The 15035-nt window shown below is 36.2% G+C and carries 11 protein-coding genes, 1 other RNA gene and 1 pseudogene; 6 read left to right on the forward strand and 7 right to left on the reverse strand.

What is annotated here, in order from left to right; all coding sequences use genetic code 11:
* Positions 1 to 89: 89 nt before the first annotated feature.
* Positions 90 to 1117 (forward strand): annotated as a pseudogene (locus GQR59_RS04540) (IS630 family transposase).
* Between the two features lie 110 nt (positions 1118 to 1227).
* On the opposite strand, the gene GQR59_RS04545 reads toward GQR59_RS04540, so the two are convergent.
* Complete coding sequence (locus GQR59_RS04545) at positions 1228 to 2430, reverse strand: MFS transporter (RefSeq protein ID WP_160060884.1); 1203 nt, start codon at positions 2428 to 2430, stop codon at positions 1228 to 1230.
* 198 nt (positions 2431 to 2628) lie between these two features.
* Here GQR59_RS04545 and GQR59_RS04550 point away from each other — a divergent pair, with 198 nt between their 5' ends.
* Positions 2629 to 3507 carry a LysR family transcriptional regulator gene (locus GQR59_RS04550; protein ID WP_160060885.1) on the forward strand — a complete coding sequence of 293 codons (879 nt, stop codon included), beginning with the start codon at positions 2629 to 2631 and terminating at the stop codon, positions 3505 to 3507.
* A 190-nt stretch (positions 3508 to 3697) separates the two neighbouring features.
* On the opposite strand, the gene GQR59_RS04555 is transcribed toward GQR59_RS04550, so the two are convergent.
* From GQR59_RS04555 to GQR59_RS04580, 6 genes are all read right to left on the reverse strand, one after another.
* Entirely contained in the window at positions 3698 to 5776 is a 2079-nt protein-coding gene (locus GQR59_RS04555) for a methyl-accepting chemotaxis protein (protein WP_328600586.1), read from the reverse strand.
* Between the two features lie 356 nt (positions 5777 to 6132).
* Positions 6133 to 7362: a phosphoglycerate dehydrogenase gene (gene serA, locus GQR59_RS04560; protein ID WP_160060886.1), complete on the reverse strand. Its 1230-nt coding sequence runs from the start codon at positions 7360 to 7362 to the stop codon at positions 6133 to 6135.
* Between the two features lie 232 nt (positions 7363 to 7594).
* On the reverse strand, positions 7595 to 8251 hold the full coding sequence (gene rpiA / locus GQR59_RS04565) for a ribose-5-phosphate isomerase RpiA (RefSeq protein WP_160060887.1): 657 nt from the start codon (positions 8249 to 8251) through the stop codon (positions 7595 to 7597).
* 163 nt (positions 8252 to 8414) lie between these two features.
* Positions 8415 to 9089, reverse strand: coding sequence for a 5-formyltetrahydrofolate cyclo-ligase (locus tag GQR59_RS04570; RefSeq protein WP_160060888.1), 675 nt, complete (start codon positions 9087 to 9089; stop codon positions 8415 to 8417).
* Positions 9090 to 9250: 161 nt separating this feature from the next.
* Positions 9251 to 9436, reverse strand: a non-coding RNA gene (gene ssrS, locus GQR59_RS04575) — 6S RNA.
* A gap of 651 nt (positions 9437 to 10087) precedes the next feature.
* Complete coding sequence (locus GQR59_RS04580) at positions 10088 to 10387, reverse strand: cell division protein ZapA (RefSeq protein ID WP_160060889.1); 300 nt, start codon at positions 10385 to 10387, stop codon at positions 10088 to 10090.
* Positions 10388 to 10559: 172 nt separating this feature from the next.
* On the opposite strand from GQR59_RS04580, the gene GQR59_RS04585 reads away from it, so the two are divergent.
* From GQR59_RS04585 to GQR59_RS04600, 4 genes are read left to right on the forward strand one after another with little or no spacing between them, the layout of a single operon-like run.
* The gene (locus GQR59_RS04585) at positions 10560 to 11129 is read left to right on the forward strand and encodes a UPF0149 family protein (protein WP_160060890.1); all 570 of its coding nucleotides are present in this window, start codon (positions 10560 to 10562) and stop codon (positions 11127 to 11129) included.
* 11 nt (positions 11130 to 11140) lie between these two features.
* Positions 11141 to 12439: a Xaa-Pro aminopeptidase gene (gene pepP / locus GQR59_RS04590; protein ID WP_160060891.1), complete on the forward strand. Its 1299-nt coding sequence runs from the start codon at positions 11141 to 11143 to the stop codon at positions 12437 to 12439.
* On the forward strand, positions 12432 to 13724 hold the full coding sequence (gene ubiH / locus GQR59_RS04595; protein ID WP_160060892.1) for a 2-octaprenyl-6-methoxyphenyl hydroxylase: 1293 nt from the start codon (positions 12432 to 12434) through the stop codon (positions 13722 to 13724). The genes pepP and ubiH overlap by 8 nt, the downstream gene beginning before the upstream one ends.
* Positions 13721 to 14941, forward strand: a complete 1221-nt coding sequence (locus GQR59_RS04600; protein ID WP_160060893.1) for an FAD-dependent monooxygenase — start codon at positions 13721 to 13723, stop codon at positions 14939 to 14941. The genes ubiH and GQR59_RS04600 overlap by 4 nt, the downstream gene beginning before the upstream one ends.
* Positions 14942 to 15035: the final 94 nt, after the last annotated feature.

The raw sequence follows: 15035 nt of genomic DNA on the forward strand, positions 1-15035 counted from the left end.
TGTAATGAGAATAACTAGTTATACCATTCCGCCTAATTATGTGATCTAATGTATTTAATTATTAACTGATTATATTCTCTTGGTGACGTATGAAAAAACATGATTTTTCTGAATTGGCCAAAACACATAAAAGTGTTCGTATGAGACTGCGTTATTCTGCTCTAGCGCACTTTCAAGAAGGCAGCTCTCGTACCGATATAGCTAAATTTCTTAAAGTGAGCCGTACTAGTGTTAATAAATGGATATCTCAATATCATCAAAATGGATTGGTTGGATTAATTGATAAAAAGACAACTGGACGTCCCTTACGATTATCTGAAATCCAATCACTTCAACTAATTCAATATATTAATGAATATACAAAAAATGATAAGGGTGGCCGATTAGTAGGCACTGATATCCAGTTGTTTATTGCTTGATAATTTTGGCCATCAATACCACCTTTCAAGTGTCTACAAATTACTTCACCGTTTAGGTTTTTCATGGATAACCTCTCGCTCTAAGCACCCAAAACAGTCCCTTGAAGTTCAAGAAGATTTTAAAAAAATTCCAAATAAAAATGATCCTTAAGATCCCTGGCCATATCTCATTAGATAGAGTCGATATCTGGTTACAAGATGAAGCACGTTTTGGACAACAAAATACAACAACAAAGCTATGGGCTAAAACAGGTAGCAGACCATTAGCTGTGAAACAGCAACAGTTTGAATATGCATATTTATTTGGCTCCGTTTGTGTCACTAATGGGCAATCACAAGCGATGGTAATGCCTTATGTAAATAAAGACATTATGTATGCTCACCTGAAACAAATATCCATGAGTACCGCCGAAGATCGGCATGCAGTCATTATTATGGATGGGGCTGGTTGGCATACAGAAGATCTTGCGACAGACTTTAATAATGTTAGCGTAATTAAGCTTCCTCCGTACTCTCCAGAACTAAATCCGATAGAACAAGTGTGGAGCTGGTTGCGTCAACATCATTTAGCTAATCGTTGTTTTAATGGTTATGAATCAATTGTGGATGCGGTTTGTTATGCATGGAATGACTTTGTAAGTGATAGTCAAAGAGTAATAAAAATGTGCACTAGGGATTGGATGAATCTGATCAACTAATTAGGCGGAATGGTATTACTGCAATCAACGCCTTGCTATCATCCATTTTCCCTAACGCCTAAATAGACCATTTATTTATCCAGATTGGTATAATTTATTTGGGCTTCAGGTTAAATAGAAGAAGATACTTGTTTTTGCTGTACGGTATATTTAACTTGGTACAGAGCCAATAATGCTAGACAAATAATTAATGCGATACTGGTACTTGTGAGTACACCTTGCCACCCCCAACGTTCATAGAATGGAGCAATGAAGAAAACACCTAAACTTGCCCCTGTATAATAAAATAAACTATATAGTGCTTGAGCGCTGCCTTTGCCTTTTTTGGCTGTACGGCTAACCAAGGTACTGGCTTGGGCGTGACAAAAGAAGAAACCAAAGGCCATCATGATCATGCCAATGATCATTACTGATAGGTTGTGATTGCTTAATAGGAAATTAGCTAACAACATAATACATACACCTGTCGCAACTCCTGCTAATTGACCATGCTTTTTAGAGAATTTACCTGCTAATGAAGCACTCATGGTCCCCCCTAAAAAGGTGATGAAAACTAAACTACGCAGTGCACTTGGTAATTGGTATGGCGCTTCTTCGAGCACACTCATTAAGTAACTAAATAAGTTTACAAAGCATCCGAATGCTAATCCAATAACAATATATAACAATAATAATTGAGGACGTTGTAAATGCTTAGAAAACATATTTAAACTTGGTTTTAGTTTAAATTGTTGTGCTGTGAAGTGACGTTGTTTAGGGATAATAAAGTAGACTGCCATAAATAAAATGGCAGTAAATGCTGCAATAGCATATCCAGTTGCTTGCCAACTTCCTAATAGGTCAACAGAAGCACCACCAACTAATCTGCTACTGATGCCACCTATGGTATTTGAGGCAATATAAAAGCCTACAGCAGCAGGTAACCAACTCTTTCTCAACTCTTCGCCCAATAAAGGAATAGCTACAGCAGGGCATACAGATAATAAAGCACCCTGTATAAAGCGTAATGATAAGAATAAAGAATAATTCTCAACTAATGGCAATAACAAAGAGACACACAAACCTGCAATCATGCCTTTTAAGAGAATAGGGCGTCTACCTATTGAGTCAGACAGACTAGCAAAAATTAACAATCCTAATCCCATACCTAGTAAAGGGGCTGACATCGTCAGATTAGCGGCTAATAAGCTGATATTAAATTCATGTTGAAGCGTTGGTAATAGTGGTTGTAACCAATAGATGTTAGAGAAAGTGACCACTGAGCAAAGGCAAACTGAAAGTACTAAACGGTTGTAATGTGTTAATTTTTTCATTTCTTCTGATGTTTAAAAGGTACTGGATATGGCGATGATAACCGCCTATCATCAATAAATATATTATGTTGTTTTTATGCTATATATAAATATAATTTATGGGTTGGTTTGCAGTGAATTTATATATTGGTATCAGTGAATTTATATATTGGTATCAGTGAATTTATATAGTGGTATCAGTGAATTTTGGGGACGTAAATGGAATTTAGACAACTACAACATTTTGTGACAATTGTTGAAACAGGCAGTATCTCTGCAGCCGCTCGGCATTTGTTTTTAGCACAACCAGCGATCAGTGCCAGTATTAAAAAGCTTGAAAGTGAATTAAATATGCCGCTACTACACCGTCGTGAAAGAGGGGTAAGTTTGACCGAAGCGGGACATCAGTTTTTACTGCATGCTAAGCAGATACTGCAACAAGCTAAGGATGCAAAGCTGTCCATGCAGGCTATCGAAGGGCTTGATCAAGGAGAGGTTGAGATTGGTGTTCCTCCTATGCTTGGTTCATACTTCTTTCCCCCTTTAATTATGGCTTTTAAACATCAACATCCAGCGTTGGGGATGAATATTATAGATACAGGTACTCGACGTATTAGAAAGAAGTTATTGGATGGTGACTTAGAGCTAGGGGTCGTTGCAGATCATGATTTACCACCTGAATTTGATAGTGGAAAATTAATCCGAGAAGAGATGGTTGTTTGTATGGCAGCTGACCATCCTCTTGCTGAGTTTGAGCAGATCGAATATGCCGATTTTTTAAAATATGAACTAATATTGTTTGGAAAAGGTTATTACCATCATTCATTGATTGAAAAAATTAGCCAAAAAGAAAAAGAAAGTCCAAAGATTGCCTTCACCAGTAATTTATTGCCATTAATTAAATCTATTATTCGTAAAGGTTATGCTATTTCACCTATGTGGAAAGTTAGTATTCAAGACGACGATGAAATTGTTACACGTCCTTTTGTTGAACCTTTTTGTATCGATCTTAGTTTAGCTTGGCGCAGAGATAGTTATATGTCTCGTGCTAATCAAGTATTTCGAGATTTTGTTCTTGAAGAAGTTAAAAATAATTAGGCTATGTTTGTATTGATCAAGTAAACATGTTGATAATTAAATATGCTTATATATAGCAGCAGTGTTAATAATAGATAAAACTAGCTAGGATAAAGTTTCAAGTATTCCAATAAAAAGAGGCTAACCTAAACATAGATTAACCTCTTTATTTTTATGTCGACTATTCTTATTTAAACAACTCTTATTAAGATTATTCTAGTTTGAATTTCTTAACTAACGAATCTAATTGTGAGTTTGCTGATGCTAGATTTTCAGTACTATCAAGTGTCTCTTGACCACTTCTTGTTAGTTCTTTTACCATCTCACTGATATTAGTCATGTTGCGATTAACTTCTTCTGTCACTGCACTTTGTTCTTCTGATGCCGTTGCTATTTGTGTGTTCAGATCATTAATATGAATAATAAAATTAGTCATATTATCTAAGCTATCTGTCACTCGAGCTGTGTTTTCGGCAGTACGCTGACAACTTGATCTTGTCACGTCCATTGCTGTTACTGCATTTTCAGCATCGTTACTTAATGTAGATAGTATTTTGTTTATTTCAGCTGTGCTTGTTTGAGTACGTGCTGCTAACGAACGAACTTCATCTGCAACGACTGCAAAACCTCGGCCTTGTTCACCTGCTCGTGCAGCTTCTATTGCGGCATTTAACGCTAATAAGTTAGTTTGGTCTGCTATTTCACCAATCACACTCAATGCTTTGATAATTTCCTGTGTATTATCATTCATTGTGTTAATGCTGGTTGAAGCGGAGTCAACCTCATCAACGAGTGCAATAACACTGTTTGATGCTTCTGTCACAATGGCTTTAGATAAGATTGCTTCATCATTTGCTTTTTGTGTATTGATTGAGGTATCTGCTGCATTTTGAGCCACAGTTTCAGAAGTACTACTCATTTCTGTAATAGCGCTCACTACCTGATCTGTTTCACTGGCGTGTGTTAGCAAGGCACTATTTACTTTAATTGATTGATCATTAAGCTGTTCAGTACTTTTTGTGATATGTACTGAAGCTTGTGAAATATCAAGCATCATAGATTGTAAATAAATAATGAAGTTATTCACTGAACGACTGATATCACCTAGCTCATCATCATAAACTATGGCGATACGTGATGTTAAATCAGCTTCACCTGTTGATAATGTATCGATTCTCTCTTTTAACGTCAGTAAACTTTTAACAATAGCGCTAATGATCCAAATAACGATAACAAATGACAAAATAATTAATATTGCCGAAGTAGTGACCATTGAATAAACTTGTTCCCCAAAAATATCTTCAGTCACGCTGGTTAAGCTTTCTTGAACAGCAATAATATCACTCTCATAAGCACCTGTTACGATTGTCCAGCCCCAGTCAGAGAATATATTTCGAGCATAAGCAATTTTATTTTCATATTCTTTAGTAACTGGATTTTCAAAGATTATTTTTACACTGGTTTCTGTTTGACCTTTAATGCTGTTTGCTACCAATTTTGAACTATCTACTACCGTCCCAACAATCTCTTTTTTAGGGTGAGCAATGATTTTCCCATTTTTATCTTGAATCCAAAAATACCCATTTTCACCATATTTAGCGATGGTTACTGCATGCAAAGCATTTTTAATATTATTCATTCTAAGCGTGCTAATATATTCACCGCTGGCAATGACTATGTTTAAAGGTTTGAAATAAAATGAAGCGGTTATTTTATCTTCTATTATATTGGTATTTGGATTTAAGTAGGTGTATTGGCTGAATCCTATATCATCTTTCTTAGCTGCAGCAATGATATTTTGTACATAGTATTTACCATCAGGGCTGACGTTATTAAAACCACTACTTCCTATATTACTTAAGTCACTTCCGTAGGCGACACTGACATAAGAAGAGGCATTATAGGCAAATAGATAGCGTCCATCATTCCAATGATATTGATTTAGAAAGGCATAAATACTAATTTCTGCTTCAATTTCTGAGTGACTATTTTTATAAATGCCTTCAATCATTGTTCTGAATTCTAACATTTCTTTAGTTAAGCTTTTTTCTATATTCTGTATTTTAGATTGTTCATAATAATCAGCAATAGCAAAAGAAAGAGTGTCTACTTGTCCTTTAAGTTCCTGATCAAGTACTTTCCCTAATTGTAAACTAACGTTTTCTTTTTCCTTTTCAAGTACATAATTCTCTGTTTCAATTAATGAGTAGAGAAAAAAAGCAGCCATAAGGATCAATGGCACACATAACGTAGTAACGAGTTTAGTTTTGATAGTAAATTTTATTGGCACAAGTATTTCCCATAATGAGTTATTTTATTTACAACTATTCAATTATAGGTAATAAGTTCAATTTGTTCAGGAATTTATTGCAATTTTATTGTTATTCATCAAATAAACCGTTAATTATTATCTAAATATAAGGTGTGGTGTTTAAAACGAAGAGATTTATTAAAGGGTAAACTGAATATTCTTAATATAAAGTACTGTTTTTAAGATGATGCTTTTGAAAAAATTAATATTTATTAGCTTAGCTAATATTTTTATGCCAAATTTAAGATATTGCATGGAAAGTAAATAGAGATATAAAAATAACAAAAGGGCTCAATGAGTCCCTTTGTTATTTTTGGATATATCGAATAATACGATTAGTTTAATAAACGTGCTCGAATTGTCCCTTCGATTTCTTTTAGCTTATCTAATGCAGTATCTGCATCTTCACTGTTTACATCAATAACAACGTAACCAATATTTTCATTAGTTTGTAAGTATTGTGCTGCAATATTGATATTGTTATCAGCAAATGCCAAGTTAATCTTAGTTAAGATACCCGGTTGGTTACGGTGAATGTGTAATAGACGACTTGCATTTTTATGAAGTGGTAAAGATACTTCAGGAAAGTTTTTAGAAGACAGTGTTGAACCGTTATCAGAGTACTTAACTAATTTACCAGCAACTTCATAACCGATATTTTCTTGTGCTTCTTGTGTACTACCACCAACATGTGGAGTAAGGATAACATTATCAAATTCACGTAATGGAGATTCAAATTCTTCATTGTTTGATTTTGGTTCTGTTGGGAAAACATCAACCGCTGCACCAGATAGTTTTTTGCTACGTAATGCTTCACATAATGCAGGGATATCTACAACCGTACCGCGTGCCGCATTCATGAAGATTGCACCATCTTTCATTTGCGCAAACTCTTTAGCACCCATCATATTTTTTGTAGAATCAACTTCTGGTACATGTAGGCTGACGACATCAGATTTCTCTAATAGCTCTTTCATGGTTGCTACTTGAGTTGCATTACCTAGTGTTAGTTTGCTTTCGATATCGTAGAAAGAAACATTGAAACCTAGACCTTCAGCAAGAATACCAAATTGAGTACCGATATGACCGTAACCAATAATACCTAAGTTTTTACCACGTGCTTCATAAGAAGCTGTTGCTGATTTGTCCCACTCGCCACGGTGAGCTTTAGCATTACGCTCAGGTACACCACGTAATAATAAAAGTGCTTGACCAAGTACTAGTTCTGCAACACTTCGAGTGTTTGAGAAAGGCGCATTAAAAACGGCAATACCTTTTGTTTGTGCAGCACCTAAATCTACTTGGTTAGTACCAATACAAAAACAACCAATTGCAACTAGTTTGTCTGCTGCTGCTAATACTTTTGCTGATAAGTTAGAGCGCGAACGAATACCGATAAAATGCACGTCTTTAATTTTTTCGATTAAATCATCTTCATTTAGTGATGTTTTAATACTTTCGATATTGTTGTAACCAGCTTGAGTAAAAGTATCAACTGAACTCTGGTGTAAACCTTCTAAAAGAAGAATTTTAATTTTATCTTTATTGAGTGAAAACTTAGTCATTGTATTTCCTTGAGCCTTATTTAAAGGTGGATGGACAGCAATTTTGAGAATAATTTTAGTGCATGTAAAATAGCAAAAATAGTTGTAATTGTGAATCTGAGACTGTTGTTTTTATATTATAAATCGAAACAACTTATTACAATTTCATTGTTATTATTTGCATAATGTTTGATCCATTCACTTAGTTTTTTAAAATAGTAAGCGAATGGAACAAAAAAATCGTTAAATGAGATTATTTTAGTGTTTTTACGCCGTCTTCTGCACCGACTAAAACAACATCCGCCGCGCGATTTGCAAATAAACCATTTGTCACAACACCGACGATTGAATTGATTTTATTTTCTAGTGTTAATGGCTCAGCAATTTTTAGGTTATGAACATCTAAAATAACATTACCGTTATCTGTGATCACTCCTTCACGGTAAACAGGGTCGCCGCCTAACTTAACAAGTTCACGAGCAACGTAGCTACGTGCCATTGGAATGACTTCAACAGGCAGTGGGAAGTCACCTAAAATATCGACGTTTTTAGTATCATCAACAATACAAATGAATTTATCTGCTACTGCTGAAACAATCTTTTCACGTGTTAATGCAGCACCGCCGCCTTTAATCATGTGATTGTATGGGTTAATTTCATCTGCTCCGTCAACATATACACTTAATTCAGAGACTTCGTTTAGGTCGAATACTTCGATACCGTACGATTTTAATTTATCTGTTGAAGCTTCTGAACTGGATACTGCGCCTACTATGCTATTTTTTATTGTTGCTAACGCATCAATAAAATGATTTACCGTTGAGCCTGTTCCAACACCAATGATGGTATCTTTTTCAACATATTCTAAGGCTGCATAAGCGGCTGCTTTTTTCTTATCATCTTGAGTCATGACTTGTATCCTGTTGAGTGAGCGTGAGTCTTGAAAGTGGCGCGATTATACCCCTAATTACGCTGTAATTTTAAGCTCTATTTACTAAAAACCAGTAAATAATTGTGCTTATTATTTTACTCATCGTTTTACTATGTGCTTTGCCAAGAGCTAGAAGAGGTTTTTAAGAGAAATGAAAATGTTGTAAAGGAGTCATTATTTCAGGTAAAGGTACATCCCAAGCTTGAATCGGTAATAAATCAACGTATTGACAGTTATGCGCAAGCCCGATTGGATAGGGGCCTATTTTGTCAGAAAACCAAGGGGCTAATAAACGATCGTAATATCCTCCCCCCATACCAATCCTGTTTCCTTGGGGATCAAAGGCAACTAATGGTGTGAACACGATATCTAATTTTTGAGCTGGGAAAGTATTAAAGTAAGGAGCTGAATTTTCGGCGATAATATTCGATTGATGTTCATTGTTATGAGAAGTGATGCTAGAGTTTACATTGAACTGGAGTTTAGGTTCTTTAATACCATAGCGATTATTAACCATCACTGTCTCTTCTTGATAGGCTAAAAACAATAATTCACCAGGACTGGTGGGATGAACAACGGGTAAATAAACCTGTTTTCTTTGTTGCCAACACCATTCAATAAAAGGATGTAAATCGATTTCACCATCATGTGCGAGTGTTAAGGAAATATGCTGAGATTTTTTCACTTTAGGATGTTTAATTAAGCGGTTTAATAGTTGTGATGACGCTTGTAGTTGCTGTTTTGGTAACAATGCTTTGCGTGCAGCACGAACTTGTCGTCGAATTAAGTCTCGTTGCTGGGAAATGTTGTCGGTCATCTTAGGCATCATATTATTAGCGTTTTTAAGTAAACAGGTCATATTAGTAACATAACAAATATGTAACCAGTTGGCATTGCTAAATAATGATTTTTTGAGGGAACGACAGGTATTGAAGAACAATGAAAATGTTATTAAATCTTAATAAAAAGACTTAAAAAAGATAACCCAAGGATACCGCTTTTGACTGTGACCTTGAACCCGAAGGTCAAGGTTGGCGTATTGATGTCTACCGTAGGTTTCTCGATACGAGTCGAGCTTACACAAAAGCAAAGCAAAACAATTCACCAGGGTAATACTTATCGGCTCAGGGACTTAGTCAAGATTAACGTGTACCCGAGGGTTGAATAAACTGTACCTACATTTGAACCGTATTAAAAGGCTTTTTAGGAAAAAACATGAAGTTTGATACTGCTTGATGGTTTTTTAAACATTTTACAATAGCAGTAAATAGATGAACTATTTTACTTAACAAAATAACCTGTTTTTTGTAATTATTTTTGTAAAGGGCGTTGCGTTTTATATTGATTTTCCGTTGAAATTGAATGCCTTCTACACAAAGTATCTAGTTGATTTTGGAATCGGTTTTTGAAAAGGTTGTTATTATATCAATCCCACTAAATAGCTTATCTATTTTACTGGTTAAAACAGCCCATTTCCTCGTTGTCAATTTCGTAAAGGGAACAGCCATTAAAGCATTAACCTCTTTTGGTTAATTCTCCGATAGGCGATTAATGAAGTTAATCTTTCAAAGGCTCAACTTACGCTTTGAATTGAACTGTTTTTCCTGCGCAAAATTTAGATCACTTATTTAATATAATCGGTATAACAATGTTGAATATCTTTTAGATCAGTTTTAAGAATATAGGCTTAACACACTGAAATTACACCGAGTCCACTAAGAAATGAAGCTTATTTGGGAGTCGGTGTTATTTATTCAAAAGGGGGCAATAAGGAAAGTAATAAGAAAGTTGTTTAAGTTTATACCGCGTTTAACGTTACTCTTTAGTGGTTGTTTTATTTAGTGCGCCATTAATTGCATCTTGAAGTTCTTGAATACGCTTATTCAATTGATCTGTTTGTTCTTGAGCTTCTGCTTTTATGGTATTTAATTGATGGCGGTAGTTTAATGCAGCCATTACCACTAATTGTTCGTTTCGTAATGTTCTTCCACTACTTTTCATTTCTTTTAAATGCTCATCTACCTGAGAGACGGTACTTAATAAGTTTTCTTGCTCACCGTCAGGGCAGCCGATTTTATATTGTTGGCCTAAAATAGTTATATCAAGTTGCGCCATAATGCCCCCGTTAGTGCTGAAGAATAAGGGAGTTATCAGTTTCCCTAAAAAAAATGTCATATTGTGGGCGAACTATATCGACCTAGCTATCAAGTTTCAAGTACTTACTAGCGACGAGATCCTCTGGATGATAGAATAGTTGCACTATCCTTAGTTTATTAAGAGTGTCGCTATGAGTTCTGCCGTTCTACCAAGTTTTGACAAAATATCCCAAGCCCTTGACAGTGCTGACCTATTCACCAATGCAGCGGAAACACATGGCGTGTTATCTGGCTTTGTTTGCGGTGGTGTTGCCCTTGATGATAAAAGCTGGCAGCCATTATTTAATGATGTTGTTAATGAAGGTATGGCACTACCACAAGCAGTGAAAAGCTTGGTTTCAAATATTTATGCTGATGTTGTCAAACAATGTACCGATGATGGTTTAGGTTTTAATTTACTTTTACCAGAAGACAACAAACCCTTAGATGAACGAGCGGAAGCCATGGCGCAATGGGCGCAAGGTTTCCTAGTGGGTTTCGGTATGGTTCAACAGGCTCTTAATCAAGCATCGGATGATGTTCAAGAAGTTATTCGCGATATTCGCGATATTTCACAGCTATCTTTGGATTTTGAACAAGAAGATGAAGACTCTGAAATTGCTTTTACTGAAATTGTTGAGTACCTTCGTGTCAGTGCTATGTTATGTTTTAATACTTTTTCTCGTAATACGCCGTTACCTGTTTCTAAGACCCTGCATTAAAGTGAGAACCCATGACTGAATTTATAACCCGTCGTAATATATTTGCTAATAGCATGCTGGATAACAGTATGGCTATCTTCCCTGCCAATGAAGAATTAACGCGTAGTAATGATACGGAGTTTCGTTTTCGTCAAAATAGTGATTTTTATTACTTGTGTGGATTTAATGAGCCCGATGCTTGTTTGTTATTGATTAAGCAAAATGGTCAAGTTAGCACGGTTTTATTTAATCGTAAAAAAGATAAAACAGCCGAGATTTGGCATGGTTATCGTTTAGGACAAGCTGATGCTGTTATCCAATTAGAAGTCGATCAAGCATTTCCTATTGATGATTTTGAAGAGAAGTTAAGTGAACTATTAACAGGCATTGAAAGTGTATATTACCCAGTGTTAAGTGGCTTAGTATTAGACCAAAAACTACAAAATGTATTAAATAAATTACGTAGTCGTTCTCGAAGTGGTTTGATTGCTGCCAATCAATTTTTAAACTGGAAGCCACAGATACACGAAATGCGTCTATTTAAAAGTGAAGCTGAAAAGCAAATCATGCGTAAAGCTGGTGAAATATCTGCATTAGGGCATGTACGCGCTATGCAAAACTGTAAGCCGGGCATGCTTGAATTTCAATTACAGTTGGAAGTTGAATATGAGTTTGCTAAACAAGGCACTCGTGATGTTGCTTATAATAGTATTGTTGCTGGTGGTAAAAATGCTTGTATCTTACATTACACAGAGAATGATCAACCGTTAAAAGACGGGGATTTAGTGCTAATCGATGCAGGAGCTGAATACCAAGGTTATGCAGGGGATATTACACGTACTTTCCCTGTTAACGGTCGTTTTTCTAAAGAGCAAGCGACCATTTATCAACTGGTGTTAGATTGTCAATTATTGGCGATTGATCAAGTCAAACCTGGCTCAAGTGTATTAGGTATTAACAAATTAGTCGTTCGTAAAATGTGTGAAGGTTTATTAGCTTTAGGCATATTACAAGGTGACATTGAAACTTTAATTAAAGAAGATAAGCATAAAGCATTTTACATGCATGGTTTAGGGCACTTTATTGGTTTAGATGTACATGATGTTGGCAACGCAGGCACCATTGACCAACCGCGTCCATTAGAGGCCGGTATGGCGATTACTATTGAGCCGGGTCTGTATATTAGTCATGATGCTGATGTTGAAGATCGTTGGAAAGGAATTGGTATTCGTATTGAGGATGATGTGATTGTCACAGAAAGCGGATGTGAAGTATTAACGTCTGCCGTGCCTAAAAGTATCCTAGAAATTGAAGCTTTAATGAATGGCTAATCAAACTCATATAGAAACACCATCAAAAATTACCACCAACAATACATTATATGATGTAGTGATTGTTGGTGCTGGCATGTCTGGCTCTTTATTAGCGTTGTCGTTATTAAAACAAAATTCTCTGCTCAAGGTCTTATTACTCGATGAGAATGCACAAAGAGTTGAGCATTCTTCTGCTTCTATTGCTGCTAAGCAAGTTCAAGGTGATAGTAATAGTAACCCAAGCTTTGACGCTCGTTGTATTGCGCTTAATGCTGGTTCGGTAGACATTTTAGATGGTTTGTCTATGTGGTCTGCAATTAAAGTGAATGCACAACCCATTGAGCAAATTCAAGTCTCTGATAAAGGTTACTTTGGTGCGGTTGAGTTAATGCCTGAAAATAAAAAAACAGCGTTTGGTTATGTGGTTGAGTTACGGCTTGTTGGTAAAATATTATCGAATGCTTTATCGAAATTTTCATCATTAACTACGTTATATCAAGTTAAACTAGATAATATTAAACAAACATTGGACTCCGTTACTTGTGAGTTAAGCAATGGGCAAAGTGTTCAAGCTAAGCTGTGCGTTGGTGCTGACGGCAGTCGTAGCCAAGTAAGAGAACTGGCTAATATCAGCAGTACCAATGTTGCATATCAACGTAGTGCAATCATTTGTAATGTGAGTTGTTCTGAGCCTCATCACAGTGTTGCTTATGAACGTTTTACTAAAAGCGGTCCAATTGCTTTATTGCCACTAACAAAAAATCGTTACTCTTTAGTTTATTGTGTTGAAGAAGATCAGGCTGAGTCTATCGCTGGTTTGCCTGATTCACTATTTCTGGCTGACTTACAGAAAAAATTTGGGTATCGTTCAGGTCTATTTGAAGTGACAGGTAAGCGTGATATTTACCCTCTAAATTTATTAAAAACCACAAAACCAATTGCACATCGAGTTGTGTGTATTGGTAATGCTGCGCATAGCTTACATCCCGTAGCAGGACAGGGGTTTAATTTAGGTCTACGAGATTTGTTTGTATTGGCGAAAGTGATCAGCGGATCAGAAATTGAACAGATCGGCTCATTTTCAATGTTAAATCATTATTGGCAGTGCCGAGCAAAAGATCATCACCGCACTATTTTAATGACCGATAGTTTAGTACGCGTATTCAGTAATCAATATCCTGTATTAAGTATTCCTCGCAATATTGGTCTTCAGGCAATGAGTCTTTTCCCCTTTTTATCTCAGCCTATTATCGAACAAGCAAAAGGCCAATTTGATTTGTTTAAAAGAGAGAGTTTATCATGATGCAGTCTTATGATGTGACCATAGTTGGTGGCGGAATGGTTGGGTTAACCTTAGCGAAATCATTAGCGAAAAGTAACTTATCGATAGCCATTATTGAAGCTAATGAAGCAACTGATTTATCAGAAATGCCAGAAAGTCGAGTGAGCGCAGTGAGTTTTGCCAGTAAAACCATGCTCGATAATTTAGGTATTTGGCCATTATTGAAAGCGCAGCGCATTACGCCTTATCACACCATGCAAGTATGGGAAAAAGACAGTTTTGGAAAAATCGACTTTGCTGCTGAACAGGTGAATCAAAAAGATTTAGGTTATATCGTTGAAAACAAAAACCTGCAACAAGCACTCTTAAGCGGTGTTGAACAACAAGAAAACGTCACTTTCTTTTGCCCTGATTCATTACAAAATATGGCGATAGGTGATGGCGAAGCGTGGTTAACGTTAAGTAGCGGTAAACAATTAACTTCAAAATTAGTGGTTGCTGCAGATGGTGCAAATTCATGGGTGAGACAACAACTTAATATTCCATTAACGCAATGGGATTATCATCATCATGCGATTGTGGCTACGGTGAAAACAGTCGAACCACATCAAGCTTGTGCACGTCAAATATTTACAGGGCAGGGGCCTTTGGCGTTCTTGCCTTTATATGATGAAAATACTTGTTCTATTGTGTGGTCTTTACCACCAATGCAAGCTGAGTTGTTGCTCGCATTAGACGACCAAGCATTTAATCAACAATTAAATCGAGCCTTTGATAATCGCTTAGGGTTATGCGAAGTACAGGGAGAACGTAAAAGCATTCCTTTAAGTATGCGTTATGCGAGAGACTTTGCTAAACATCGTGTTGCGTTAATCGGTGATGCGGCACATACGATTCATCCGTTAGCGGGACAAGGAGTAAACTTAGGTTTATTGGATGCCGCTTGCTTAGGGCAAGAAATATTGCAAAATGCGACATTAGGTAATGATATTGGCTTGTACAATAATTTACGTCACTTCGAGCGCTGGCGAAAAACAGAAGCAACAGAGATGATTGCGTCGATGGAGCTATTAAAGCAATTATTTAATGGTGTAAATCCTGTGCAAAAAGTCTTAAGAGATGTGGCACTGTTAATGGCTGACAATATTAGCCCATTAAAAAAGCAGTTTATTAAACAGGCGATGGGATTAGGCGGTAATAAGCCTACTTTATGTTTACCAATAGCAACGGTTGAATAAATTAGCATCAGTAAACCGGTAGCGATACTTGTTGTTTTTGGCATTTCCCCTGAGAACAGGTATATTAGCGATAATTTTACTTACGCCTTTGATT

This window comes from Psychromonas sp. L1A2, from assembly GCF_009828855.1.
GTDB lineage: Bacteria > Pseudomonadota > Gammaproteobacteria > Enterobacterales > Psychromonadaceae > Psychromonas.